Source organism: Hymenobacter swuensis DY53 (genome assembly GCF_000576555.1).
Taxonomy (GTDB): Bacteria; Bacteroidota; Bacteroidia; order Cytophagales; family Hymenobacteraceae; genus Hymenobacter; species Hymenobacter swuensis.
Window position 1 is genome coordinate 1,040,323 of sequence record NZ_CP007145.1, and the last position, 25,472, is coordinate 1,065,794.

The window sequence follows — 25,472 nt, forward strand, 5'->3', positions numbered from 1 at the left end:
GCCCGACGGCTGCCAGCCGCCGGGCCGGGCTGTTCTGGCTTATTGCGCGTCGGTGCCGGTGAAGGTCAGTAGGTCGAGGGCCAGCTCGTTGTACTGGCGCAGCTGGTCCAGGTAGGCGGCCCGAATCTGCCAGGCCGGCTCCGTGTTCACCACGTACTCCACGTATTCCACGTCGCCGGCCCGGAAGCTTTTCTCGGCGGTGTCCAGAATCAGGCGGGCCTGGGGCAAAGCCGTGGTTTCGTAGTACGTGAGCGAGGCGCGGGCGCGAGCCAGCAGCTGGCGCAGCCCCGCCAGCTGCCCATCCAGCTGGGTGGTGGCGTAGCGGAGCTGGGCTTCGACGGCCTGCTCGCCCAGGCGCGCGGCCTGAATGCGCGACTTCTGCACGCCGCCCAGCAGCGGCACCGCCACGCCGGCCTGGGCCACATGGAAGCCATTTTCCTTGTTGATGGTTTGGGTAAAATAGCCCAGGCGCACATCGGGCAGGCGGCGCAGCTGCTCCACGCGGGTCTGGCGGCGGCTCACGTCCACTTCCTGCTCCAGCAGGGCCAGGGTGGGGTTGGAGGCGGCCGAGAGGCTAGCCGTATCGGCGGGCAGCAGGGCCACCGCCGGCAGGGTGGTGGTGTCGATGTCGGCGGGGCGGCCCAGGTTCAGGAGCACGCCCAGCCGCTGGCGCTGCACCTGCTGCTCGGTGAGCACTCCGGCCAGCCGATTGCGCAGCTCCAGCCGCCGCGCCTCGGCCGACACCTGCTCCAGGCGGTTGGTTTCGCCGGTCTGGTAGCGGATGCGGGCGGCCCGGGCGGCGCGCTGGTACAGGCTGTCCTGGCGGCGCAGCAGGGCGGCGCGGCGGTAGCTCAGCAGCAGCTCGTAGTAGGTACCGCGGATGCTGCGGCCCAGCTCGCGCCGCTGCTGGCGCACCCGCTGCTCGGCCGTGAGCACCTGACCCTCCAGCAGCTGGCGCTGCGCCCGGTACAGCCCCGGCAGGGCCGACTGCTGCACCACATTGAGGCTTTGGTCGCGCAAGGGTCCTGAAATCTGGCCCACTTGGTAATCCACCACCGTGCGAGGCAGGTCGTAACCGGTGCGGGCCAAAGTGCGCTGGCGCTCAATTTCCAGCGCGCCGGTTTGTACCAGCAGGCTCTGGCCGAGCCCGGTTTGGAGCGCCTGCGTGAGGGTAAGCGGCCCGCTGGGCGGGGCCGCCGGGGCGGGGGGCGGCAGCGTGCGGGGCGTGGTCTGAGCTTGTGCCCACCAAGGCAGCAGGAGTAGGAAAAAGAGATATTTCATGGGATGAAGTCGAAGTGAACGAGGTAGAAACGCGACTCTTCGCGTCTTCTCGTTGAACGGTGTCGGGCAGGGGGCATCGTTCTGCCGCCGAGACGCGCAGGGCCGCGCCTCAACACCGCTCGGGATTACAACTCGTGGTTTTCCTTGATTTCGGCCAGCAGCTCGGGGGTAGGGTCGGTGGGGCTGGGCTCGCCGTCTTTGGTAAAGAAGGTGTAGAGCACAGGCAGCACCACCAGCGTAAGCAGGGTGGCCGAAATCAGCCCGCCGATAACCACCGTGGCCAGCGGCTTCTGGACTTCGGCCCCGCCGGAGGAGCTCAGCGCCATCGGCAGGAAGCCCAAGGAGGCCACGGCCGCCGTGAGCAATACCGGCCGGAACCGCTCGTGGGTGGCTTTCAACACCCGCTCGCGCACCGAGCTAATACCGGCCAGGGCCAGCTCGTTGATGCTGGCCACCAGCACGATGCCGTTGAGCACGGCCACCCCGAACAAGGCAATGAAGCCTACGCCCGCCGAGATGCTGAACGGCATGCCGCGCAGCCACAGGGCCAGAATACCACCGATGGCCGCCAGTGGAATGCCCGTGAAAATGAGGCCGGCCTGCTTCACCGAGCGGAAGGAGAGGTAGAGTAGCACGAAAATCAGCAGCAGCGACACCGGCACGGCCACCGCCAGGCGGGATTTGGCCTGCTGCAGGTTCTCGAACTGGCCGCCGTATTGCAGGCGGTAGCCTTCCGGGAGCTTCAAACCCGCGTCCAGCTTCTGCTGAATTTCCTGCACCAGGCTTTCCACGTCGCGGTTGCGCACGTTCACGCCGATGTTGATGCGGCGGCGCGCATCATCGCGCGACACCTGGGTGGGGGCGTTGCGGAACTCCACCTGGGCCACTTCCTCCAGCGGCACCTTCTGGCCGTCGGGCAGGTCCACGTACAACGCGCGCAGGTCCTGAATACCGCCGCGGCTGGTGCTGTCGAGGCGCACCACCAAGTCGAAGCGCCGCTCGCCCTCGTACACCTGGCCCGCCACGTCGCCGGCGAAGGAGGCGCGCAGCAGCGTATTGAGGTCCTGCACGCGCAGGCCGTACTGGGCCATTTTCTGGCGGTTGTAGGTCACGCGCAGCTGGGGCAGGGCCGCAATCTGCTCCACTTTCAGGTCGCCCACGCCGGCCAGCGGGCGGATGAGGGCGGCGGCCTCGTTGGCTTTCTCGAAGAGCAGGTCCAAGTCGTCGCCGTAGATTTTGATGCTGATATCCGACTTCACGCCCGAAATCAGCTCGTTGAAGCGCATCTGGATGGGCTGCTGAAACTCCAGGCTCACGCCGGGCACGCCGGCCAGGGCGGCGCTCATCTTGGTGGCCAGTTCCTCGCGGGAGTGGGCCGAGGTCCAGTCCTTCTGGGGTTTGAGCACCACAATCTGGTCGGAATCTTCCAGGCTCATGGGGTCGGTGGGAATTTCGGAGGTGCCGATTTTGGCCACTACCTGCTCTACCTCCGGAAATTGCTTCAGCAGAATCTGCTGTACTTGGGTGGTAGTGGCAATGGTCTGGGCCAGTGAAGAACCGGGGGGCAGGCCCATGTACACGGCAAAGTCGCCCTCATCCAGCTGCGGAATAAACTCGCCGCCCAAGCTGGCAAACACCCCGCCTGCCAGCACCAGCAGCCCCACGGCTGCCCCAGCCACCACGCCCCGCAGGCGCAGCGCCCCGTGAATGATGGGCCGGTAGCCGCGGTACAGAAACTTCATGATGCGGTCGGCCACGGTGCCTTCTTCCTTGATGTCCTTGCGCAACGCCCAGGCCGATACGGCCGGCACGTAGGTCAGGCACAGTAGCATGGCGCCCACAATGGCGAAGCTCACCGTGAGGGCCATGGGCCGGAACATCTTGCCCTCAATGCCGGTGAGGGCCAGGATGGGCAAGTACACGATGAGGATGATGAGCTGCCCGAACAAGGCGGAGCGCATCATGCGGGTAGCGGCCGTTTCGGCTACCTGGTCCATGGTTTCGTTTTCAGATCGGGCCCGGAAGTGCACGAGGTGGAAAATCATGGCTTCCACGATAATCACGGCCCCGTCCACAATCAGCCCGAAATCCAGCGCGCCCAGGCTCATCAGGTTGGCCGAGACGCCGAAGGTCTTCATCAGGCCCAGGGCAAACAGCATGCACAGCGGAATCATGGAAGCCACCACTAGGCCGGCGCGCCAGTTGCCCAGCAGTACCAGCAGCACCACCATCACAATCACGCCGCCCTCAATCAGGTTCTGGGCCACGGTATGAATGGCGGTGTCCACCAGCTTGGTGCGGTCCAGAAACGGCTTCACAAACAGGCCGGCGGGTAGTTGCTTGTCGATTTCGGCCACCCGGGCCTTCACGCCCTTGATGGTTTGCTCCGACGACGCGCCCTTGAGCATGAGCACGATGCCGCCCACGGTTTCGCCCTGGCCGTCGCGGGTCATGGCCCCGTAGCGCACCGAGTGGCCGAAGCGTACGTCGGCCACGTCGCGCACCAGCAGGGGCACGTTGTCCGTCTGCTTGATGACCATGCTGCCGATGTCCTGCAAAGAGCCGGCGCGGCCTTCGCCCCGGATAAAGTAGGCGTTGCGGCCGTGCTCCAGGTAGCTGCCGCCGGTGTTAGCATTGCCGGCCTCTAAGGCCGCGTACAGCTCGGCCATGGTCACGCCGCTGGCGTTGAGGCGCTCGGGGTTCACGCTCACCTCGTACTGGCGCACGAAGCCGCCAAAGCTGCTCACGTCCACCACGCCGGGCACGCCGGCCAGCTGGCGCTTCACCACCCAGTCCTGCACTTCGCGTAGGCGGGCCAACGAGTACTTTTTCTCGTAGCCGGGCTTCACGCCCAGGCTGTACTGAAAGATTTCGCCCAGGCCGGTGGTAATGGGGGCCATTTCGGGGCGGCCCAGGTCGGGGCCAAGTTCGGCTTCGGCGGTGCGTAGCTTCTCGGCCACCAGCTGGCGGGTTTGCAGCGTGGGCACGTCGTCGTCGAACACCACGGTAATTACCGACAGCCCGAAGCGGGAAGTAGAGCGGATTTCCGTCACGCCGGGCACGGTGCGCAGGGCCAGCTCCAGCGGTACGGTCAGCAGCTGCTCCACCTCCTGGGCGGCCAGGGCGGGACTTTGGGTGATAACCTGAACCTGGTTGTTGGTGACGTCGGGAATGGCGTCGAGGGGCAGGGTGGAGGCCGAATAGCCACCCCAGGCCAGCAACGCCAGGAGCATCAGCACCACAAACAGCTTGTTGTGGATGCTGGCCCGGATAATGCGGGAAAGCATAGGAAAATGGATTGCCGCCGGATGGGAGTTAGTAGTGAGTATTGAGTAGTGGGTACTGAGTATGGAGGACTGAGAACAAGCTGGGCAATACCATCAGGTTCTTACTGTCCATGCCTATACTCACTACTCAATACCAGCTACTAATGACTAACATTGCCAGCGGAATGAGCGAAAGGACTACGGGAAGCGGCCGGACGCACTGCGCCCGGGGACTTCGGGTAGCTACGCTCGGGGCGGCTGGAGCAGCGGGTTGCTGACGCAGAAGGCGTACAGCGGGCCGGGCGCCACGCGGTAGGCGGCAGCGGGCCAGGTAAGGGGGCGCGGGAGCAGCGTTAGGCGGCCGGCGGGCAGCACGAAACTGACCATCACGCAGTCGTGGTGGTGCTGTTCCAGGGGCAGCTTGTGGTGGTCCTGGGCGTCGCGCTGGGAGTAGGGGTGACGGCGGTGGTCAGAGCCGTGGGGGCCGTAGTGCAGTACTAGAAACTGCAACGGGGAGAGGTTTCCATCGGCCAGGGTACGGTGGTAGCGGTAATGGCGGGCTAGCTCGGGCAGCTTACCCAGCTCTGACAGGTCGTTCTGGGGCACCAAGCCGCTCACGAGCATCAGAATTCCCAGGAAGAAGGCTACCACCGATTTCATGGGGCAAAGGTAGGAGCCGCATTGTGGAATCAGGCAGAAAAACCTGTTGGAGCCGAAATTTGGAACCGGTCTGAATTCAGGTCATACTAAAAACTAGGCCGTTTACAGCCCGAAACAGGCTGCTTGCCGGAGGAATATGCTGTCATCCTGAAATCAGAAGCATGTACCTACACCAGCGCAACAACCACGGCCGTAAGCCGTGCGTACGTGTCTGCACCCACGGCAGAGCTTATGCGCCCGGCCGGGTGTCTTTGTCTATGTGGAAATGGATTGTAGTCGTGGTGGTCCTGCTGGGCTTGTCTGCGCGCCCGGCTTCGGCCTACTCGGTACTCACCCACCAGGCCAACGTGGATTCCTGCTGGCAGCGCTGCATGGTGCAGCTGCTGCAACAACGCTACCCCGGCGCCACCGACGACCAGCTTATCGAGGCCAAGAGCTTTGCTTACGGCGGCTCCATTCTGCAGGATATGGGTTACTACCCGTTCGGCTCCGAGCTGTTCACCAACCTTACACACTACGTCCGTTCCGGCGACTTTGTGCGCAGTCTGCTCGATGAGGCGCACAACCGCAACGAGTATGCCTTTGCGCTGGGCGCGCTGGCCCACTACGCTGCCGACCTCAGCGGCCACCCTGAGGGCACCAACCGCGCCATGCCCCATGTATATCCCGAACTGCAGACCAAGTTTGGCAACGTCATCACTTACGAGGAAGCCCCTATTCAGCATACCCAGCTGGAATTCGCCTTTGATGTGATGCAGGTGGCCGCCGGCCGTTACCGCACCGCCGAGTACCAGCGCAGCATTGGGTTTCAGGTGAGCAAGCCGGTGCTGGAGCGGGCCTTCCTGAAAACTTATGGCATGGAGCTGGGCCAGGTGATTTTCAACGTAGACTTGTCGGTGGCTTCTTTCCGATTTGCGGTGCGCAGCCTGATTCCGATTGCCAGCCGGGCCGCGTGGCAGTCGCAGAAAAAGGAAATCCGCAAGGTGAGCCCCCAGGCCCGCCGCCGCGAGTACGTGTACAAGGAAAGCGAGGAGGAATACCAGAAAAAGTACGGCAGTGGCTACGACCATCCCGGCACCGGGGCGCGGGTCCTCTCGTACTTCGTGCGGGTACTGCCCAAAATCGGCCCGCTCAAGCCGTTCGCCTTCAAAACCCCGACGCCTGAAGCCCAGGCCCTGTTCCGCGCCAGCTTCCGCACGGTGATGAATAACTACTGCGCGCTAGTGGAAAAAGAGCCCCGCGACACCACCGATACCCAACGCCCCACGCTGCCTAACGCCGACTTCGACACGGGCAAGCCCACCCGGCTTGGCGAATACGCCCTGACCGATGAAACCTATGGCGAGTGGCTGCGCAAGCTGGCCGACAAGAAATTCGAGAGCCTGACTACTTCGCAGCAGCAGCATATTCTGGCCTTTTTCAGCACGCCCATCACCCGCGAGCCAGTAGATGAGGACGAGAAGGAAAAAGACAACCGCAAAGCTACTGTTGAGGCATTGGAGCAGCTTAAAGCCCTGAAGCCGCAGTAAGCCAACCGGCAAGCAGAAACCGGTAGTCCCGGCCCGTTCTCCCATGTGCTGAGGGGTGGGCCGGGACTACCGGTTTTTCAGGAGAAGCGTGCTGACCTCACCGCAAAGCGTGGGACCGGGCTTAGTACTGGCGGTAAGCCCGGAAACGGCGGTAGTTGGGGCGGTGAACGTGGTGCTGGCCTTTCATCTTCGCCTTCACCGTGGGCAACCAACGACGGTCGAACAGGTCGCGAGCCGAAACCGGAGCAGATACGCAGAACGACAAAACGAACAAAACGAGGCTGATTTTCAGGAGGCGAGCAAACATGTGCAGCAGGTGAGGAGGCTTCTGGGGTTGTTGATGAATCAAAGCTACGGGGGCGTTCCGCGCCGTTCGCAACCCTTCGCCTGACCAGGATGATTACTCTCCGAATTCCCGGTTTTTTTATCTGAACGTTTGGGGGAGGGTAGGTACCAAAACCCGCGCCCCGACCTGTGAGGGCCGGGGCGCGCATGCCATACTATCCGATGAGGGTAAATATTACGAGGCGGGTTGCAGAAGCCAGCGCACGGCCGGGACTTCATCCAGAAAGGTTTGCAGATGGTACGGTTGGGTGGGGGCCTGTGCGGCGGCCATTGTGGCGCGCATAGCGGCATCCTGGCGCAATACCTCGGCTCGGGCCGGCGACAACAGGTAGGCTACGTGCAGTGTAGCCGGCACAACGTCGGCCGCCACGGCAGGCAGCAACTCCCGGGCTACCCAACTGGAAGAAGTGGCATCTAACTCGGTGCGGCGGCGCACATCTACCAGCCACCGGGCAGCATTCTGGGTGTAACCCTGCTCACGGGCCGCTGCAAAACCGGTTTGCAACTCGTTGAAGCTAACTGCCCGCAGCCAACGTACGGTCAGGATCTGCTGATCGGAGTGGTAGGAGAGGTCCAGGAATTCAGGTAAAGAAAAACCGGGAATGGTATGCATAGCCGCAAAAGTTAAAACCAAAAGAATAATCAGGGCGTCTTGTTTCCCTCCTGCACCAAGCCGCTGCTGAGGCGGCGGAGGATAATTTCAGCCTGCTTGGCCTGGTAGCGAATATCCAGCAGTCGCACTTCAGCATCAAGCTGGGTCCGCTGGGCCACGCGCAGATCCAGGGGCGTGAGTAAGCCCAGGCGGTAGCGCTCCAAGGCAATGGCCACGTTTTCGCGGGCCAGCAGGATGTTGGATTCTTCCAGCTCCAGCAGCTGCAGACGGTTCTGGTACTGGGCCCAGGCCTGCTCGGCTTCGGCATCCAGCTGGAGCTGGGTCTGATTGAGCTGTAGCTGGCTTTGCTCCTCCATAATGCGGGCGTTCTGCTCCAGGCGGTTGCGGTTGAAGCCGTCGAAAATAGGCACTGAGGCCACCACCCCGTAGTTGAGCCCGTAGGTGCGGCCGGTATTGGTAACCAGCTGGGTGCCGAAAAATGCGGCCCCGTTGATATTGCGGTTTAGCCCGTAGCCCGAGGTCAGGCCGATTTGTGGGAAGCGGGAGGCGCGCACCAGCTTCCGGTCGTAAGTGGCTACCTCGGTGTTGGTACGGGCCTGCTGCAAACGCGGGTTATTCTGGCGGATGGACTGCAACACGGCGTCGCGCTGCAGATCCTGGGCAACTACAATGGAATCCTGGGGCTGGAAGTTGAGGTTAGGGTTGCGGCCCAGCAGGTTGTTGAGGTTGATTTTCGCCGTTTGCAACGCTTCCTGCTGCTGGATGAGGATGGAGCGGTCGGCGTTGTAATCTACGCGGGCGGTAAGCACCTCCACCTTCGCGGCCACGCCCACATCCACCCGGGCCTGGGTGAGGTCGATGCGGGCCTGCCCGATTTTCAGAGCTTCCTCAATAGACGTAATCTTGCCCGACTCGCGCACTACTACAAAATACGCGTCGGTGATGCTGGCCACGGTTTCCTCCACGGTAGCCCGCGTGAGCTGCTGCTGACTTTGCTCCAGGGCCTGTAGTCGGTCGTAAGCAATGAACATCCCAAAACCGTCGAAAATCGTCCAGGTTGCCGCCACGTTGGCGTTCAGCAGGTTCGATTTGGCCCCGTTGGCAATGCTGGGGTCGGGCCGGCTGGAGGATTCCTGCCGCACGTTGTTGCGGTTGAAGGTGCGGGTAAAGTTGCCGTTCACCACCGGTAGCTGCCCGGCGTTGCCGCGCGTCACGTTATTCTCGGCTACGCGCATATCCTGCCGCGAGAGGCGGATGTTGTAGTTGTTCTCAATACCGATACGGATGGCCTCCGCCAGCGTCAGACTGGGGGCCGAGGACACGGTTTCGGGCTTTTCGGTCTGGGGCTTGCTTTGGGGCTGGGTGGTAGCCGGGCGGGAAGGCAACGCGGGCTGCTGCGCCAGCAAGGGGAGGGGAGCAGCCAGCAGCAGCGCGAACAGAGAGAAACGAGGCATGGGGGAAATCAACAGCGGAAAAGGGCGCGGCAGGAGAAGCGGAAAAAGACGCGGCACTAGGCGGCCACGGCTTCCTCTTCCTCCACCGGCGCGTGTTTGTGCTTCTTGGCCGTGGCGAAATACGAATACATCACGGGCACTACGTACAGCGTGAGGGCGGTGGCGAAGAACAGCCCGCCCACCACGCCGATACCCATAGCCCGGCGGCTAAGCGCGCCCGCGCCGGTAGCCACGGCAATGGGCAGAATACCCAGAATGGCGCACAACGAGGTCATCAGGATGGGGCGGAAGCGGGCCGTAGCACCCTCAATCAGGCCGGTCATGTAGTCCTTGCCGTTTTCTACCTGCTGGTTGGCAAATTCCACGATGAGGATACCGTTCTTCGTCACCAGCCCCACCAGCATAATAATGCCGATCTGGGAGAACAGGTTGAGCGTCTGGTTGAAGTACCACAGGCTGAGCAGCGCGCCGGAAAGGGCCAGCGGCACCGTCACCATGATAATCACCGGGTCGCGGAAGCTCTCGAACTGCGCCGCCAGCACCAGGTAAATCAGCACCAAGGCCAGCCCGAAGGCAAACACCAAGCTGCTGGAGCTTTCCTGAAAGTCGCGGGAGGAGCCGGCCAGCTCGGTACTGAACGTGTCGTCGAGGTTCTTTTCGGCCAGGGCCTGCATGGCGGCAATACCGTCGCCGAGGGTACGGCCGGGAGCCAGAGAGGCCGAGAAGGTAGCCGAGTTGTAGCGGTTGAAGCGGTAGAGCTGGGGCGGCGTGCTGCTTTCCTCCAGCCGAATCACGTTGTCCAGCTGAATCAGCTCGCCGTTGGCATTCTTCACCGACAGCAGGCGCACGTCCAGCGGCTGGCTCCGATCTTCGCGCGCCACCTGCCCGATAATCTGGTACTGCTTGCCCTCCCGGATAAAGTAACCGTAACGCTGGCCGCTCAGGCCCGACTGCAGCGTCTGTGAAATGCTCTGCACCGACACGCCCAGGCTCTGGGCCTTTTCTCGGTCGATGTTCACGCGCAGCTCGGGCTTGTTGAATTTCAGGTTCACGTCTACGAACTGGAAGGTGGGGTCCTGGCGGGCCGCGTCGAGGAACTTAGGCACGGCTTCGCGCAGCTTCTCGAAATCCTGGGTCTGGATAACGAACTGCACCGGCAGTCCACCGCCGCCGCCCCCGATGCTCTGGTCCTGGCTGACGGAGGTACGGGCGGCGGTGAGCTTTTTCACGCCGGCACTCAGCTTATCGGCAATGGCAGGCTGGGGCAACGCGCGGGTATCAGCTTCCAGCAGCAGCACCCGGGCCGTACCCGAGTTGGAGCCGCCCCCGAAGCCCGGCGACGTCACGGCAAACACGCTGCTCAGGTTGCCGGGGCCGGCCGAATCCATGGCCAACTGCGTAAGTTGTGTCATATACGCATCCATGAACTCAAAAGAGGCGCCCTCGGGGCCGGTAGCGTTCAGGTTTATGCGGCTGCGGTCTTCCACCGGGGCCAGTTCCGAGGGAATTGCGCCCATAAAGTACCAGATGCCCACACCCGTACCAGCCACCACCAGCCACGCCAGCCAGCGGTTGCGCAGGAACGTTTCGAGGCTGCCCTTGTAGCCGTTAATCATCTTCTCGAAGAAGGGCTCGGTTTTGCGGTAAAACCAGTTGTGCTTTTCCTCGCGCTTGAGCAGCACCGAGCACATCATGGGCGTGAGCGTAAGCGACACAAAGGCCGAAATCAGCACCGAGCCAGCCACCACAATGCCAAACTCCCGGAACAGCCGGCCCGTGATACCTGTTAGGAACACCACCGGCAGAAACACTGCCGCCAGCACCACCGTGGTACTGATAACGGCCATCAGGATTTCCTCGGAGCCCTTGATGGCGGCAGTTTTGGGGTCCTCGCCGCCCTCAATGCGGGAATAGATGTTCTCCAGTACCACAATGGCGTCATCCACCACCAGGCCAATGGCCAGCACCACGGCCAGCAGCGTGAGGACGTTGATGGAGAAATTCATCAGGTACATCACGAAGAAAATACCCACCAACGACACCGGAATGGCCACCACCGGAATAATGGTGGAGCGCCAGTCACGCAGGAACAGGAAGATGATAATCACCACCAGCACAAAGGCCTCGATGATGGTGTGCTCCACTTCCGTGATGGATTTGCGGATGAACACCGAGTTATCGAAGCCCGGCTTGAGCACCAGGTCCTTAGGCAAATCCTTGCCGTACAGCTCCAGACGCTGGTTAAACTCGTCGGCAATGTCAATCTGGTTGGAGCCCGGCTGCGGAATAACCGCCAGACCCACCATCGGCACGCCATTTACCTTGAAGATGGTCTGGTCGTTTTCGGGGTACAGCTCGGCGTAGCCAATGTCGGAAAGCCGCACCAACGAGGACTCGTCTTTGCGGATAATCAGGTTGTTGAAATCTTCCACGGAGCTCAGGCGGCCCATAGTACGCAGGGTGAGCTGGGTAGCTTGGCCCTGCACCGAGCCGCTGGGCAGCTCCACGTTTTCGCGGGTGAGGGCGGCCTGCACGTCCACGGGGCTCACACTCAGGGCCGAGAGCTTCACGGGGTCCAGCCACAGGCGCATAGAGTACTTCCGCTCCCCGTACACCCGCACCTCCGACACGCCCGGTATGGTCTGGAGGCGCTCTTTGAGGGTGTTGTTGGCGTAATCGGTCAGTTCCAGCAGGGTGCGTTTGCTGGAGCTGAGGTAGGTCATCACAATGGGCTGCGAGTCGGCGTTGGCCTTGCTCACGATGGGTGGGTCGATGTCGCGCGGGAGGCGGCCCTGCGCCCCCGATACCTTGTCGCGCACGTCGTTGGCGGCGGTTTCCAGATCGGCGTCGAGGTCAAACTCCACCGTAATCTGGGTACGGCCGTCGCGGGAGTTAGAGGTCAGGTTCTTGATGCCCTGGATGCCGTTGAGGGCTTCTTCCAGTGGCTCCGTCACCTGGCCCTGCATCACGTCGGCGGAAGCCCCGGTGTAGCTGGCCGATACGGTAATGATGGGTGGGTCGACGCTCGGGTACTCCCGCACGCTCAAATACCGGAACCCGATGACCCCGAAAATCACAATCACCAGGCTCATCACAATGGCGAGAACCGGTCTGTTTATGCTAGTGCTGGATAAGCTCATGATGGTTTTCTCGCAGAGGTCCGCAGAAGTATTCGCAGAGGGTAGCAGAGCCTCCGCACTCCTCTGCGAATACCTCTGCGGACCTCTGCGAGAGAAATATTACTTAGTCACCTTCACCGCATCGCCCGGCTTCACTTGCAGAATGCCGGTACGAATAACGGAGTCACCCACGGCTAGGCCGTCGGTAATCTGGATGAGGCGGTCGGAGCGCACTCCGATTTTTACCTTCTTCGGCACCATTTTACCTTTCTGTACAGTGTACACGCTGTAGCCGGTGGCTTCCGGAATAACGGCCTCGGTGGGTACTTGCAGCGCGTCGGCAGTCTGGCTGAGCTGCAGGTTTACTTTCACGAACGCGCCGGGGCGCAGTTCGTCGCGGGTGTTGGCGTAGCGGGCCCGCACGGTCTGGGTGCGGCTCACGGGGTCAATCTGCGGATCGAGGGCGTAGACTTTGGCTTCGTATTTTTTATTGGACGCCTCGTCGGTGATGATGATCGGGTCGCCGGTGCGCACCAGGCTGGAGAAGCGGCTGGGCACCGTGAAGTTGATTTTCACCGGCTTCACCTTGGAAAGCGTGGTGATTTCGGCCCCGGGACTCACGTACGTACCCACTGTGGCGGTGGTCAGGCCCAGCACGCCGGCAAACGGAGCCCGCACGTACGCCTTGGCCAGAGAAGCCCGCAACGACTGCAAATCGGCCTGGGCCGTGAGCAGCAGGTTGTTGGATTGCTCGTACTCCTGGGTGCTGATGTATTCCTTGTCCAGCAAGGTGCGCTGGCGCTTTTCCTGGTCGCGGTAGAGGCGGATGTTGTATTCCTGCTTTTTCAGAGCCGCCTGAATCTCGTCGGCGTTGATGCTCAGCAGCAGCTGGCCCTTGCTCACCGGCTGGCCTTCCCGGATGTTGAGGCTGGTAATCTTGCCCGAAATTTCGCTCTTGATAACTACCGATTCCTCGGCCAGAATGGAACCCGTGGCGGCTACCTCATCGGCCAGACTGGTGGCTTTCACCACGTACACCTGCACCGGCAATGCTCCGCTGCCGCCTTTACCGCCCGCTCCGCCGGGGCCACCTTTGCCCGGCGCGCCGGCTGCGCCCTTGGCACCGCCGCCTTTGCCTTCTGCGCTTTGCGAAGGGAAATACTTGATTTTGATGAACGCCAGGGCGCCTACTGCGGCCAACGCCACCAGCAGCCAGAGGATGCGGCGGCCAGCGGAGCCGGAGCGGGTTTCGGTTACTTCTGAGGTCGGGTGTTCCTGGGTTTGCATGGGGTTACTTCGGGTGGGGCCCTAAACCGGCAGCAGTCGGCGGGGCGCAACTGCCACAACGCGAACCACCTGGTTTTGGTTGACGCCGGGGCCGGAAGGGAAAGATGGAGGTAAGACACCAAAACCGCCGCCGGGTTGCGCGGGCACGGGAAAGGTGAAATAGTGAGATGGTGAGTTTAATGTTCTGCCTGCGCTACTTGCGCTATCAAATCTGGCGAAACGCCAAACTCACCATTTCACCATCTCACCACTGTGTCTATTCCCCGCAACCCTACGGAGCAGCAGCGTAACTTTTTTCAGGAGGTACACGAGGTAGTGCGGCTGGTGCCCCAGGGCCGGGTGACTACCTACGGAGCCATTGCCCACTACCTAGGAGCCCGGCATGGTGCTCGCATGGTGGGCTGGGCCATGATGGCTGCGCACACGGCCAACGAGTACGTGCCGGCCCACCGCGTTATTAACCGCAACGGGCTGCTCACGGGCAAGCACCATTTTGCCACGCCCACGGCCATGCAAGAGGCGCTGGAAACGGAGGGAGTAACGGTGGTGGAAGACCAGGTGCAGGACTTCAAAACCCGCTTCTGGGACCCGGCCGTGGAGCTGGAATAAGGGGCCGGCGGCGGCGGTATTTTCTGCTTCCTGCTACCTGTCAAAATCTTACCTTTACACCCTCAATTTCCTTTGCGGGTCGTATTTCCCTTTTTCATGAAGCACTTTTTACTTGCTGGAGCTCTGATGACTACCTCCGTGGTGGCGGTGGCTCAAACCACTTACTCCATCAAAGGACGCGTACTGGATAAATTAACCGGGGAAGGCCTGCCCGGTGCCACCGTGCAGGTGGTAGGCAATGGGGCCAACACCGGCGGCGGGGCCGAGGATAACGGCACCTACTCCGTAGCCGGCCTGAAACCCGGCACCTACACCGTGCGGGCCTCCTTTATTGGCTATAAGGTGCTGGAGCAGCAGGTGACGGTGGGCAACCAGAACACTACCGCCACCTTCAACTTGGTGGCCGATAACGCTACCTTGAACGAGGTGCAGGTAGTTGGCTCGCTGGGCGTGGCCGTAGAACGCTCTACACCGGTGGCGTTTGCGGCCGTGAATGAGGTAAAGCTGCGCGAAACCCTCTCCAACCGCGACCTGCCGATGATTCTTAACGAGACGCCCGGTGTGTACGCCACCCAGGGCGGCGGTGGCACCGGCGACTCCCGCATCAACATCCGGGGGTTCGACCAGCGCAACGTGGCCGTGCTGGTGAACGGGGTGCCCGTAAATGACATGGAAACCGGCCAGGTATTCTGGTCGAACTGGGATTTGGGCGACGTGACCAAGAGCCTGCAGGTGCAGCGCGGCCTGTCGGCTTCCAAGATTTCGGTGCCTTCCGTGGGCGGTACCATCAACGTCCTCACCAAGGGTTTCGATGATAAGAAGGCAGCTCTGGCCCGGGTAGAAACCGGCTCCAACAACTACCAGAAATACTCCCTCATGCTCAGCAGCGGCACGCTGAAGGGCGACTGGGCCTTCACCGCCTACGGCTCCCGCCGTACGTCCGATGGCTGGGTGGACAAGGCCTTTGATGATGCTTGGACCTACTTCGGCAACATCAGCAAACGGGCGGGCAACCACCGCCTTTCCCTCACCGGCATGGGCTCCCCGCAGAGCCACGGCACCCGCTCCTTCCAAGCTGCGGTGGGGCTGTATTCCACCGAAAAGGCGGCAGAAATTGGCGCTTCCCCCGTGGCCGGTGGCAACAAGGGCTTCTCCTACAACCCGTACTGGGGCACGCTCACGCGCTACGACCGGGACCCTACCACCCGGCAGGTAAGCAATGTGCAGGGTTCGGAAGTGCTGAACGAGCGGAGCAACTACTACCACAAGCCCCAGATCAACCTCAACGACTACTGGCAGGTAAACAGCAAGCTGTTCGTGAGTGCCGTGGCGTATGCCTCGTTTGGTAACGGGGGCGGGGTATCCGGCCTGACCAGCGGCAACTCCTCCACGCTCAGCCAGACAGTTGATGGCCAAACGAACTTCCAGGGTATTTATAATACCAACGTCCGCAACTACCCGTTCGTCTTCAACACCGCCACCCGTCGCAACGATACGCTGTTTACCGAGCAGCGGCAGTCGGGCTCTTTTTTGGTGAACAACGTGAACAGCCACCGCTGGTACGGCGGCGTACTAGGAGCCGATTATTCGCTCAACGACAAGGTGACTTTCTCGGCCGGGGTGGATGGCCGCCTATACCGGGGACTGCACTACCGTGAAGTGCGTGACTTGCTGGGCGGCGACTACGCCCGCACGATTGGCAACCTGAACGCCGACCCAACGACCCGCCTGTATGAGGGGGACAAAATCAGCTACAACTACGACGGCAAAACCCAGTGGCTGGGCGGCTATGCCCAACTGGAGTACAAAACGCCCGTGCTGTCGGCCGTGGTAAGCGGTACCCTTTCCCAGATCCGCTACAAGCGCATCGATTATTTCCGGGCCAAGCAGGTGACCGTGGACGGGCAGAGCTACGATGTGGGCTTCAACCAGACCCAGACCATCAATGGGCGCACGTACACCAGCGCCGATGGTCAGACAGTGGAAACGCCCTGGGCCGAATTCACGGGGTACAGTGTGAAGGCCGGAGCCAACTACAACGTAACGGAGCGCAACAACCTGTTCGTGAACGTGGGCTATAACAGCCGCGTACCGTTTTTTAACCAGGTGTATAACACCCAGGGTATTCGCTACAAGAGCGTGCAGCCCGAGGGCATCACCAGCATGGAACTGGGCTATGGTATCAGCTACCCCAGCCTAAAGGCCACGCTGAACGCTTATTATACCTTGTGGTCCAACAAATCCACCAACTCAGTTTCTACCGCTACGGGCGAGCCGGTGTACAGCTCGGTGCGTAACATTGACGCCCGCCACATGGGCGTAGAGATGAGCGTGGCCCAGGAAATCAGCCGCAGCCTGCAGCTAAATGCCGCTATTTCATTGGGGGACTGGCGCTGGAAAGGCAAGGGCCTGCTCAACCAGGTAACAGAATCCAACGTGCAGGTAAACCAGCTGGACCAGCCCGTATTCCTGGACGGTGTGCACGTAGGCGACGCGGCACAAAACCAGTTCCAGCTGGGCCTGCGCTACGAGCCCATCCGGGGCCTGTACATCCGGCCTTCGTTCCTGGTGTTCTCGAAGTACTACGCCGCCTTCAACCCCGATAATATTCTGGAGGAAGCTTCTCGCACCGATGCTTACCGCCTGCCCACCAGCAAGAACCTGGACCTGCACTTCGGCTACGAGCTGAAGCCGGTGTACCAGGACAAGGTGCGCATCAGCTTCCGGGCCTCGGTATTGAATGTGTTGAATGAGTTCTACTTTACTGACGTTTCGAACCGCAGCAACTCCAACGTGTTCGATGCCGGCAACCTGCAGGCCTTCTTCAACCGGGGCCGCACGTTCACGCTGGGCATGGCCGTGGGTCTGTAGCCGGAACGTATCCTGCCCTGAAAACGACCAGAGCCGTTCCTGTTACAGGAACGGCTCTGGTCGTTTTACAGAAAAGCCAGGGCTAGAAAGAAGCTGTAAGAATGGGCTTGGAAGCCCCGGAGCCCGGGCGGGTATCAATAACGTGCTGAATGGCCCCAAGGACTTCCTCCGGACTGGCATTCTTGAGCAGATAACCGTGCGCGCCTTCGGCCCGCAGGGAATCAATCAGCTCGGGCTCATCGTGCATAGAAATGATGATAGAGCGCACCTGCGGGTACTGAGCGCGTAGTAGACGCACGGTTTGCAGGCCGTCCAGCACGGGCATCTGCAGATCCATCAGAATTACATCCGGAATAGTGCCCTGGTCGAGGCGTTCTAGCAGCTCCTGTCCGTCGCCGGCCTCAAACAGCACTTCCATGCCTGGAAAGCCACTTATCAGAGCCCGAAGCCCTTTACGAAACAGAATATGGTCATCTACTACGGCCAGGCGAATGGAAGGTGTGCTCATGCTAGGGAAAGGCTAGTGGGCTGGTTGGTAACAAGATACGGCAAGGGCAGGGAAATCCAAACCCGGGTGCCCTGGCCCGGAGCCGACTCATGGCGGAGAGTTCCGCGTAATACGCCCACGCGGCTGCGTAGGTTGGTGAGGCCCAGGCCGGTGCGGGAGCCGGGCAGGGGAGGTTGGTCGGAAATGGTGGGGTCGAAGCCCACGCCGTTATCGGAGTAGCGCAGGGCCAGCGAATCGGCTCCGTATTCGACGGTAATCTGGATTTGGCTGGCGTGGGCGTGGCGCAGCCCGTTACCCAGTAGCTCCTGCACCACGCGGTACACAATCAGCTCATACTTAGGATCAAGACGGCGCGGAATGCCGGTTTGTTCTACCTCCACCTGCGTGGGTCCGTCGGCGGGCATGGTGCGGGCCAGGGCTTCGAGGGCGAAGGAAAGGCCGAATTTCTGGAGTGCGGCCGGCAGCAGGTTGCGCGAAATCCGGCGCACCTCGTTGATGGCCTGGTCGAGCAGGATGGTGGCTTCCTGGGTGAGGTCGGGTTGGTTGAGCGTGTTCAGGTGCAGCTTCACGATGGCCAGGGTGGTGCCCACCCCGTCGTGCAAATCGGCGGCAATACGGCGCCGTTCTTCTTCCTGGGCCAGCAGCGCCGCCTCCAGGGCCTGCTGCTGGGCACTTTCGTGCAGCTCCTGTACTTCCTGCTGCTGCTGAATCAGCCGCCGCTGGTAGCGCACCACAAAGCCCACGATGCCCAGTGCCAATAACAGCAGAATGGGCGTCACCAGAACCAAGGGTAGAATTGCGTCGGGCATTGAAGAAAAGCAGGCGGCTGCATAACTATTCGGCTAAAGTAAACTAAACGCTTCTATTTCGAATGGTTAACCGACTGGGAAATGGGTGAATGAAGCGGTACCGGCCGCTTCCCAAAGCGGAAACGTAGCCATCCGGGCAACGCCCGGCGCGGAGCCGGACCGCCCGGTAAAATGCTCAGCAGGTAAATCAGCAGCCCCACTTGTAGTACCCGGAGCGGCGGATAAAGCAGCATGCTGCTAATAGTCGCACTATTTCCAGGAAAGCGGGCTGAGATGCCAGCAGGCAGTAACTCCTGCACAATAAACACCAGCGTTGAGCATGGATAGTACAGCAGAACCATTGCCCCCAGAACAAGCTCTGGGTTCTTTTCTGGTGGGCCGGCCGGCTGTAAATTCCAGACATGGTACATGGCCAGCATTGTTAGGAGGCTGTTGCCGGCTATGCGGCTTACCACGTTGATGCTGCTCATGAATGGATCAAACCACAATGCATCGCTGAGGGCTATCAACACAAATATGGCCCAGCACCAGCCAAGTATTTGTCGCTGCTTATAGGGAAGTAACACACCAAACGCCCAGCAAAGCGTAGTGACATCGAAAGCAGTAGAGAGATGATAATTGAAGATGTTGTTATGTAAAATAACCCGGCCAAACATGTCCAACAGTAGGCAAATTACGTCACCAGCCAAATAGAAATATACCGGCCGAAAGCTTTGTGGTAGCAAAGACTTTCGGCCGGTATAGATGACAAACGGAATTACGGTAAGATTACCGCATATCCTTAACAGAAGAACCAGATTGCTTAGTGATATAGGCACATCAGGTATTCATTGGGCTCGTAGGGTCACACACAGGTGGACATTTTAGGGTCGAATCCCCCACAATACCGTCCTCATTCAGCAACTCGCCGGTTGGGCCGGTGCGGGGTATCAGGTCGTAGCCGTTCACGTCTACGCCCACGGCCAGCAGTTGGTACTCGTCTTTGCTCTTGTCGCCGGTCAGGTCCTGCTCCAGGCCCATGTAGAAGCGGATGCCCACGCAACCGGGCTGCTTCTGAATGGTGTCGAGCATCTCGTTACCAAAGTAATACGCTTTAATACGCTTCCGGCCGGCCAGCTCCTCCTGGGTCTGGGGCTGGTTGCGGTAATTGGCGGTCCACTGCTCGGCCTCAGCGGGTGGAATGGGGGCTCCGGCGTTGGGGTTGAAACCGGGAATAGGGTCGGTGAAAAGCATACGGTGTGTGTGGGTAGGAGAGAAGAGGTATTTCGGGGTAATATAGAACTATCAGAATCAAAAACGTGACCTCCTGGCTATGCTCATCTGATAACTTGTAATTCACTAGCTGGTATCCGGCAACTGAGCCAGAAAGCCCGCGTGAAGAAAGCAGCTAGTACAAGTAGCAGCATGCTGTTGATGGAATACAGCAACGACATGCCTACTCCGTCATCGGTTTGCAGAAACGTATTGCTCCCTAGGTAAATGGCGACCGTGCCGGCCAGATACAACACAATGCCAGTGCCGGCAATCAGGAGCGGCCGACGATGGGTGTTAGTCGGCGCCAAGTGGCGGATTTCCTGTTCAAAATACAGTAGCACCAGCAGAATGCCCAGAAAGCTTTCCAGGGCGATGGTGTAGCTGTTGAGTTGCGTTAACCCTTCCAACACCAAGGAATCAAGCGCGGCGAAGGCTAGAAAGCCTCCCAGTAGCCACCGCCGCCACGGCCGCAACCGAGGCAACAGTAAGCTAAAGGCACAGATGTAGCACACCGTCTCGCCAATGGCGGCAAGGTGTGCTAGCCAGATGTTCTGCAAACCAAAGGCTACCGTCAGGCGCATCAACGTAAAAAGAACTAACATAAAGGCCGGTACAACAGCCAAAAGTTGTACCGGCCTCGTAAGCCGTTGCCAATGCACCAATGCCACACCCGCCGGAATGCTGAGGCTGCAGTAGGCCAGCACTTCCAGATAATCCGCTACCCGAGGTAGCCAGGCGGCTAGGGCACCATCGGTCATTTAGCTGTTGAGTAGATTGGTAACACTGCAGCAGGGCGGGCAGGTTTTACCCGGACCTACTATCGGGTCGTCATCAGAACTACTCAGGCTGGCGGTGGCCATTAGCATCGACTCTCCTTCCGTTGGCATCTGTCGGAGTGGTGTGTCTACTAAATCGTTGCCATCGACATCCACGGCCACCATCACCAGTTGCGGATGATTCTCTTCGTCGCGGCCATAGTAGAACCGTAAGCCCGTCGCATCGGAGCGGGATAGTAAGGCTTCCAGCGCGGCGCGGTCGAACAGGTGGCCTTTCACGGCGTGCTCACTTTGCTCCCGGAAACGGCGGGTCCATTCGCCGGCCTGTTCGAGGGTGAAGGGTTGTTTGGGCGCTTCGGAAAGAGAATCCATACGGTGTGCAAGAAATAGGATGGTAGAAAGAGCTGTTTGGCGGATTCAAATATAGCCTCCTTGCTACATATCCTTGCTATGCCGGATCAGGCATCTTCCGGATCTTCCTCCTCCAGATTTTCAAACACCTGGTCAATGGCCGTTTCAGCCGAGCGGAGCTTCTGCTTGCAGAGGCGAATAAGCTCGGCGGAGCGCTGCACGCGGGCCGTAAGGTCATCCACATCCACCGCATCGGTTTCGAGGGCGCGCAGAATAGTTTCCAGCTCTTCGATGGCCTGGCGGTACGTTAAGTTTTGGGGCGACATGAAAGCAAATGAAGTTAGGGAAGAAACAACGGGAGCTGCCCTCCGATACGGGCCGGCACCACCGAATCGGGCAGACGAAGCAAAATTTCCTGTCCCGGGCGTAACGGGCCCTTCACCGGCCGGCCTTTCGGCGTGAGCAGCTGAATACGAGTGGTGGCTGCCGGCGCAGCCGAGAGCTGGCTCAGTTGCAGTTCCTGGCGGTGCAACAGCTTCACGGCTGCCAGCTGCACAGCAAACCGCTGGCGCAGCAACTGCTCGCGGCGGCGGCGGTGCAGCCGGCGGAACCGCTGGGCCAGGAGCCGCCCGCGCTGCCGTAGCGTCTGCTCCTGGTGGCGCAGCGTGGTGCGGGCCGCCCGGTGCAGCTGGTGCTGCCGTCGGGTGAGCTGGTGGTTTTGCTGCCGAAGCTGGGCCCGGGGAGCAGTTGCCGCCAACCGAATGCGCTGGTGCAGCAGCTCCCGCTGGTCCTGCAGCTGGTTCTGGGCCGCCAGGTGGGCGTGGCGCAGCAGCCGGCTGAGCTGCATAGCTGCCTGCTGCACCTGTGCCTGGGCTACTTCCCGAATACGGGTGCCGTAGCCTTCCAGGGCTGCTTCCAGCCGGGCCAGCCGCTCAATCAGGAAAGCCGCTACGGCCGTGGGCGTTTTGAGGGCAATATGCGCCGTGAGGTCCACTACAGCCTCATCCCGCTCGTGCCCTATACCGGTCAGAACGGGCAGCGGAAACGACCCAATAGCCGCCGCCAGCCCGTAGTCATCAAACGCCAGGAGGTCGGTTTTAGAGCCCCCGCCCCGGATTAGCACCACGGCATCAAACTCGTGGCGGCGGGGCCGGATGCCGTCCAGCGCCGCCCGGATGCTGGCCGGGGCATCGTCGCCCTGCATGAGGGCGGGGAAGAGCGTGAGGGCAAAGTCGTAGGGCGCTTCCTGCAGCTGCTGCACGAAGTCCTGCCAGCCGGCCGCCGTGGGCGAAGAAATAACGGCCACGCGCTGCACCCCCAACGGCAACGGCAGGCGTTTTTGGCGCTCCAGCAGGTCTTCGGCCTGCAGCTTGCGCAGGGTTTCGAGGCGCAGGCGAGCCAGGTCGCCCACGGTGTAGGTGGGGTCGAGGGCCAACACGTCGAGGCTGAGGCCAAACTGCTCGTGGAACTTCACCTGCACCCGCAGCATCACTTTCAGACCCGTGCGCAGGGTGAGGCCGGTCTGCTCCTCGAAAGCCGCCGCCAGCTGCTGGTAGCGCGCACTCCAGATGGTAGCGCGGGCCTGGGCCTTGAGTTGGGCCCCACGGGCAGTAGTATGCTGGTCGGTGAGGGTGAGGTAACAATGCGCGCCGTAGGAGCGGGGCAAAGTGAGGTCGGCAATTTCGGCCACCACCCAATACGAATCGGCAAACCGCTCACTCAGCGTCTGGCGCACCCGGGCCAGCAGCTCACTGAGCGGCAGCGCGGCCGGGGGCAAGGCAGAAGGAGCGGATAGTCCCGGGTCAGGACGACGGTTATATAGCGGCATTGCAAGTGTAAAGATAGCGCCTGGATGCTTGGCCTGGCCTGATGCGGCACATGTCTCGCAACGTCACTCCATCAGTTAAACCGTTCGCCTGTCTGCCAGTTCACCCGTTCACCCAAAAATGGCAACGGGAAATTCTTTTACCTTGCCCGAACGTTTCATGGTCCCACTGTCCCTCTTACTCGCCCTATGAAAAACCGTAATACCCTGACGCTGGCTGCTATGGCCGCCGCCGGCCTGTCGTTGGCCGGCTGCGCTTCCAGCAAAACGGCGGCGCCTACGGCCTCGGCCACTACTACTGCTACGCCGGCTGCTCCTGCTCCGGCCCCCGACCCCAAAGGCACCGGCCTCAACGTGGCCAACATCGACCAGGCCGTAAGCCCCTGCGACGATTTCTTTCAATACGCATCGGGTAACTGGCTGAAGAACAACCCGATTCCGGCGGCGGAAGTGCGCTGGGGCGCGTTCAACGAGCTGGCCGACAAAAACAACGCCGTGATGCGGCAGATTCTGGACGAAGCCGCTGCCAATACCACGGCCGCCAAGGGCACCAACGCCCAGAAAGTAGGCGACTATTACGCCTCGGCCATGGATTCAATGGCCATCGAAAAGGCTGGCCTGAAGTATTTGCAGCCCGAGCTGAACCGCATTGCGGCCGTGAAAGACCTGAAAGGCTTGCAGAGCGAAGTCGTACACGCCCAGAAAATCCAGACCGGCGCGTTCTATAACGGCTACGTGGGTCAGGACGATAAAAAGAGCGACGAATACGCCGTGAACCTGTACCAGGGCGGCCTGAGCCTGCCTGACCGGGACTATTATCTGAAGGATGATGCCCGCTCCAAAGGCATCCGGGCGGCGTACACCACCTACCTGGTGAACACCTTTAAGATGCTGGGCGACAATGAGGCTACGGCCGCTAAAAACGCCGCCACCGTAATTCGCCTCGAAACCCGGTTGGCCAAAGCCAGCAAGAGCCGCGTGGATCTGCGCGACCCGAACGCCAACTACACCAAAATGACGGTAGCCGATGCCGCCAAGCAGTTCCCCAACCTGAACCTGCCCGGCACGCTGGCCCAGATGAAGCTGGGAGCCGCCAAAACGGTGATTGTAGGCCAGCCCGCTTTCTTCAAGGAAGTAAGCACCATGATGAAGCAGGAGCCCCTCGGCGACCTGAAAACCTACATGCGCTGGCACTTGGTAACCTCCCTGACCCCGGCCCTGCCCAAAGCCTACGGCGACGAGTCGTTCCGGTTTGCGCAGGTGCTCACGGGCGCTAAAAAGCAGCAGCCCCGCTGGAAACGCATGTTGCGCTCCACCGACGGCGCACTGGGTGAAGCTTTCGGCCAAGTGTACGTGGAAAAAGCCTTCACGCCCGCTACCAAGGCCAAGGCGCTGGAAATGGTGAACAACATCAAAGAAGCCATGGGGGAGCACATCCAGAAGCTGGACTGGATGAGCGACGTGACCAAGGCGGAGGCCCAGAAAAAGCTGGCGGCCTTCACCGTCAAAATCGGCTACCCGGATAAGTGGAAGGACTACTCGGCCCTGACCATCTCACGCGAATCGTACCTGAAAAACGTGCTGGCGGCCCGGGAGTGGGGCATCAACGACAACGTGAGCAAGTTCGGCAAGCCCATCGACCGGCAGGAGTGGGGCATGACCCCGCCCACGGTGAATGCCTACTACAACCCGTCGATGAATGAAATTGTATTTCCGGCCGGCATTATGCAGCCCCCGTTCTTCGACCCTAACGCCGATGACGCCGTGAACTACGGTGGCATGGGCGCGGTTATCGGCCATGAAATCACCCACGGCTTCGACGACCAAGGCCGCCAGTACGATGCTCAGGGTAACCTGCGCGACTGGTGGACCAAGGAGGACGCCGCCAAATTCGAGCAGCGTGCCGACATGGTGGGTAAGCAATATTCCGCCTTCTCGCCTCTGGATTCGGTAAACGTGAACGGCAAGCTGACCATGGGCGAAAACCTGGCCGACTTCGGCGGACTGGCCCTGGCCTACTCAGCACTTGAAAAGCAGCTCGCCAAGCAGTACGGCTCCGAAGCTCGTCCCAAGTTTGATGGCTTCACTCCGGAGCAGCGTTTCTTCCTGGCCTGGGCGCAGGTGTGGCGCACCAATGCGCGTCCCGAGTACCTGCGCCAGCAGGTAATGACGGACCCGCACTCCCCGGCGCAGTACCGCACGGTGGGCCCGCTCATGAACATGCCAGAATTCTTTGAAGCCTTCGGCTGCAAGGAGGAAGGTAAAATGGTGCGCGCCCAAGCCGACCGCGCCAAAGTATGGTAGCGGTTAGCGGCTAACCTGCCACTGAGTAAAAAGCCGGCCCGCACACTGTGCGGGCCGGCTTTTTTGTGCCGCTGCTGGGTATTGCTGGTTATCTTGCTCCATGCAAAACCTCGTTCGTACCCTGCTGGGCGGAAGTATGTTGCTGTTAGCGGCCTGCCGGCCCGATGTGCAGGAGCTGGTACAGCAGCCGCAGGTCGGCGATGTGTACGTGGTGCAGTTTCAGCCGCCGGGCAGCCCTCAGCCGCAGTTCTACGTGTACCGCGTGCAGACTGTGCGCCCTGATGCGGTAGATCTGGCTGCCGCCCGCCAACCGTTGCCGGCACCACCCACCACGCCGCCCGCCCCTGCCATATTCTCCACCACCATTACGGAAACCTACACTCGCGCCGAAGCCCGGGAACTTCTCCATGAGCAACCCGGCGACGTCAACCACGCCCGGCTGATTGAGGTGCTTAGGTAGAGCGGTGGCGTCTTTCGTTGCGAGGCCGGATTCCAAAGTAATCCTTCCTCCTCCAAATGCACAACAGCAGCCTGTTCCCATGCTCCTGATGTTAAGGCCTTTCTACATTTGGATGGTCTGCACGCTGAAAAGGACGGCTTGCTTCGACACT

21 protein-coding genes are annotated in these 25,472 nt (G+C 60.9%); 5 read left to right on the top strand and 16 right to left on the bottom strand.

Annotation, left to right across the window (positions count from 1 at the left end; genetic code table 11):
• Nucleotides 1-39: 39 nt before the first annotated feature.
• From HSW_RS05965 to HSW_RS22555, 3 genes are all read right to left on the bottom strand, one after another.
• Entirely contained in the window at nt 40-1,281 is a 1,242-nt protein-coding gene (locus HSW_RS05965; RefSeq protein WP_044001222.1) for a TolC family protein, read from the bottom strand.
• Between the two features lie 125 nt (nt 1,282-1,406).
• Nucleotides 1,407-4,568, bottom strand: coding sequence for an efflux RND transporter permease subunit (locus HSW_RS05970; RefSeq protein ID WP_052346157.1), 3,162 nt, complete (start codon nt 4,566-4,568; stop codon nt 1,407-1,409).
• A 222-nt stretch (nt 4,569-4,790) separates the two neighbouring features.
• The gene (locus HSW_RS22555) at nt 4,791-5,207 is read right to left on the bottom strand and encodes a hypothetical protein (protein WP_052346158.1); all 417 of its coding nucleotides are present in this window, start codon (nt 5,205-5,207) and stop codon (nt 4,791-4,793) included.
• A gap of 161 nt (nt 5,208-5,368) precedes the next feature.
• Here HSW_RS22555 and HSW_RS05980 point away from each other — a divergent pair, with 161 nt between their 5' ends.
• Complete coding sequence (locus HSW_RS05980) at nt 5,369-6,736, top strand: zinc dependent phospholipase C family protein (protein ID WP_081768271.1); 1,368 nt, start codon at nt 5,369-5,371, stop codon at nt 6,734-6,736.
• A 121-nt stretch (nt 6,737-6,857) separates the two neighbouring features.
• Here HSW_RS05980 and HSW_RS05985 read toward each other — a convergent pair whose 3' ends face one another.
• From HSW_RS05985 to HSW_RS06005, 5 genes are all read right to left on the bottom strand, one after another.
• Nucleotides 6,858-7,043 carry a hypothetical protein gene (locus tag HSW_RS05985; RefSeq protein ID WP_044001224.1) on the bottom strand — a complete coding sequence of 62 codons (186 nt, stop codon included), beginning with the start codon at nt 7,041-7,043 and terminating at the stop codon, nt 6,858-6,860.
• Between the two features lie 213 nt (nt 7,044-7,256).
• Nucleotides 7,257-7,694: a hypothetical protein gene (locus HSW_RS05990; protein ID WP_044001225.1), complete on the bottom strand. Its 438-nt coding sequence runs from the start codon at nt 7,692-7,694 to the stop codon at nt 7,257-7,259.
• Nucleotides 7,695-7,723: 29 nt separating this feature from the next.
• On the bottom strand, nt 7,724-9,148 hold the full coding sequence (locus HSW_RS05995) for a TolC family protein (RefSeq protein WP_052346159.1): 1,425 nt from the start codon (nt 9,146-9,148) through the stop codon (nt 7,724-7,726).
• 56 nt (nt 9,149-9,204) lie between these two features.
• On the bottom strand, nt 9,205-12,288 hold the full coding sequence (locus HSW_RS06000; protein ID WP_044001226.1) for an efflux RND transporter permease subunit: 3,084 nt from the start codon (nt 12,286-12,288) through the stop codon (nt 9,205-9,207).
• Nucleotides 12,289-12,387: 99 nt separating this feature from the next.
• On the bottom strand, nt 12,388-13,554 hold the full coding sequence (locus tag HSW_RS06005) for an efflux RND transporter periplasmic adaptor subunit (RefSeq protein WP_052346161.1): 1,167 nt from the start codon (nt 13,552-13,554) through the stop codon (nt 12,388-12,390).
• 252 nt (nt 13,555-13,806) lie between these two features.
• Between HSW_RS06005 and HSW_RS06010 the strand changes: the two genes are divergently transcribed.
• Entirely contained in the window at nt 13,807-14,163 is a 357-nt protein-coding gene (locus tag HSW_RS06010; RefSeq protein ID WP_231501361.1) for an MGMT family protein, read from the top strand.
• A 126-nt stretch (nt 14,164-14,289) separates the two neighbouring features.
• Nucleotides 14,290-17,034, top strand: coding sequence for a TonB-dependent receptor (locus tag HSW_RS06015; protein ID WP_044001227.1), 2,745 nt, complete (start codon nt 14,290-14,292; stop codon nt 17,032-17,034).
• An 82-nt stretch (nt 17,035-17,116) separates the two neighbouring features.
• On the opposite strand, the gene HSW_RS06020 is transcribed toward HSW_RS06015, so the two are convergent.
• From HSW_RS06020 to xseA, 8 genes are all read right to left on the bottom strand, one after another.
• Nucleotides 17,117-17,542, bottom strand: a complete 426-nt coding sequence (locus HSW_RS06020) for a response regulator (RefSeq protein ID WP_052346162.1) — start codon at nt 17,540-17,542, stop codon at nt 17,117-17,119.
• Nucleotides 17,539-18,351 carry a sensor histidine kinase gene (locus HSW_RS06025; RefSeq protein ID WP_044001228.1) on the bottom strand — a complete coding sequence of 271 codons (813 nt, stop codon included), beginning with the start codon at nt 18,349-18,351 and terminating at the stop codon, nt 17,539-17,541. Before HSW_RS06025 ends, HSW_RS06020 begins: the two co-directional genes overlap by 4 nt.
• A gap of 53 nt (nt 18,352-18,404) precedes the next feature.
• On the bottom strand, nt 18,405-19,007 hold the full coding sequence (locus tag HSW_RS06030) for a hypothetical protein (RefSeq protein WP_155832843.1): 603 nt from the start codon (nt 19,005-19,007) through the stop codon (nt 18,405-18,407).
• Nucleotides 19,008-19,170: 163 nt separating this feature from the next.
• Nucleotides 19,171-19,584: a hypothetical protein gene (locus tag HSW_RS06035; RefSeq protein ID WP_044001230.1), complete on the bottom strand. Its 414-nt coding sequence runs from the start codon at nt 19,582-19,584 to the stop codon at nt 19,171-19,173.
• A gap of 83 nt (nt 19,585-19,667) precedes the next feature.
• On the bottom strand, nt 19,668-20,207 hold the full coding sequence (locus HSW_RS06040) for a hypothetical protein (protein ID WP_155832844.1): 540 nt from the start codon (nt 20,205-20,207) through the stop codon (nt 19,668-19,670).
• A gap of 156 nt (nt 20,208-20,363) precedes the next feature.
• On the bottom strand, nt 20,364-20,753 hold the full coding sequence (locus HSW_RS06045) for a hypothetical protein (protein ID WP_044001232.1): 390 nt from the start codon (nt 20,751-20,753) through the stop codon (nt 20,364-20,366).
• 86 nt (nt 20,754-20,839) lie between these two features.
• A complete protein-coding gene (gene xseB / locus HSW_RS06050; RefSeq protein ID WP_044001233.1) occupies nt 20,840-21,058 on the bottom strand; it encodes an exodeoxyribonuclease VII small subunit in 219 nt (72 codons plus the stop codon).
• Between the two features lie 14 nt (nt 21,059-21,072).
• Complete coding sequence (gene xseA, locus HSW_RS06055; RefSeq protein WP_081768273.1) at nt 21,073-22,560, bottom strand: exodeoxyribonuclease VII large subunit; 1,488 nt, start codon at nt 22,558-22,560, stop codon at nt 21,073-21,075.
• A gap of 186 nt (nt 22,561-22,746) precedes the next feature.
• Between xseA and HSW_RS06060 the strand changes: the two genes are divergently transcribed.
• Both HSW_RS06060 and HSW_RS06065 read left to right on the top strand, forming a co-directional pair.
• Complete coding sequence (locus tag HSW_RS06060; protein ID WP_044001234.1) at nt 22,747-24,861, top strand: M13 family metallopeptidase; 2,115 nt, start codon at nt 22,747-22,749, stop codon at nt 24,859-24,861.
• A 100-nt stretch (nt 24,862-24,961) separates the two neighbouring features.
• The gene (locus HSW_RS06065; protein WP_044001235.1) at nt 24,962-25,321 is read left to right on the top strand and encodes a hypothetical protein; all 360 of its coding nucleotides are present in this window, start codon (nt 24,962-24,964) and stop codon (nt 25,319-25,321) included.
• The last annotated feature ends 151 nt before the right edge of the window (nt 25,322-25,472 follow it).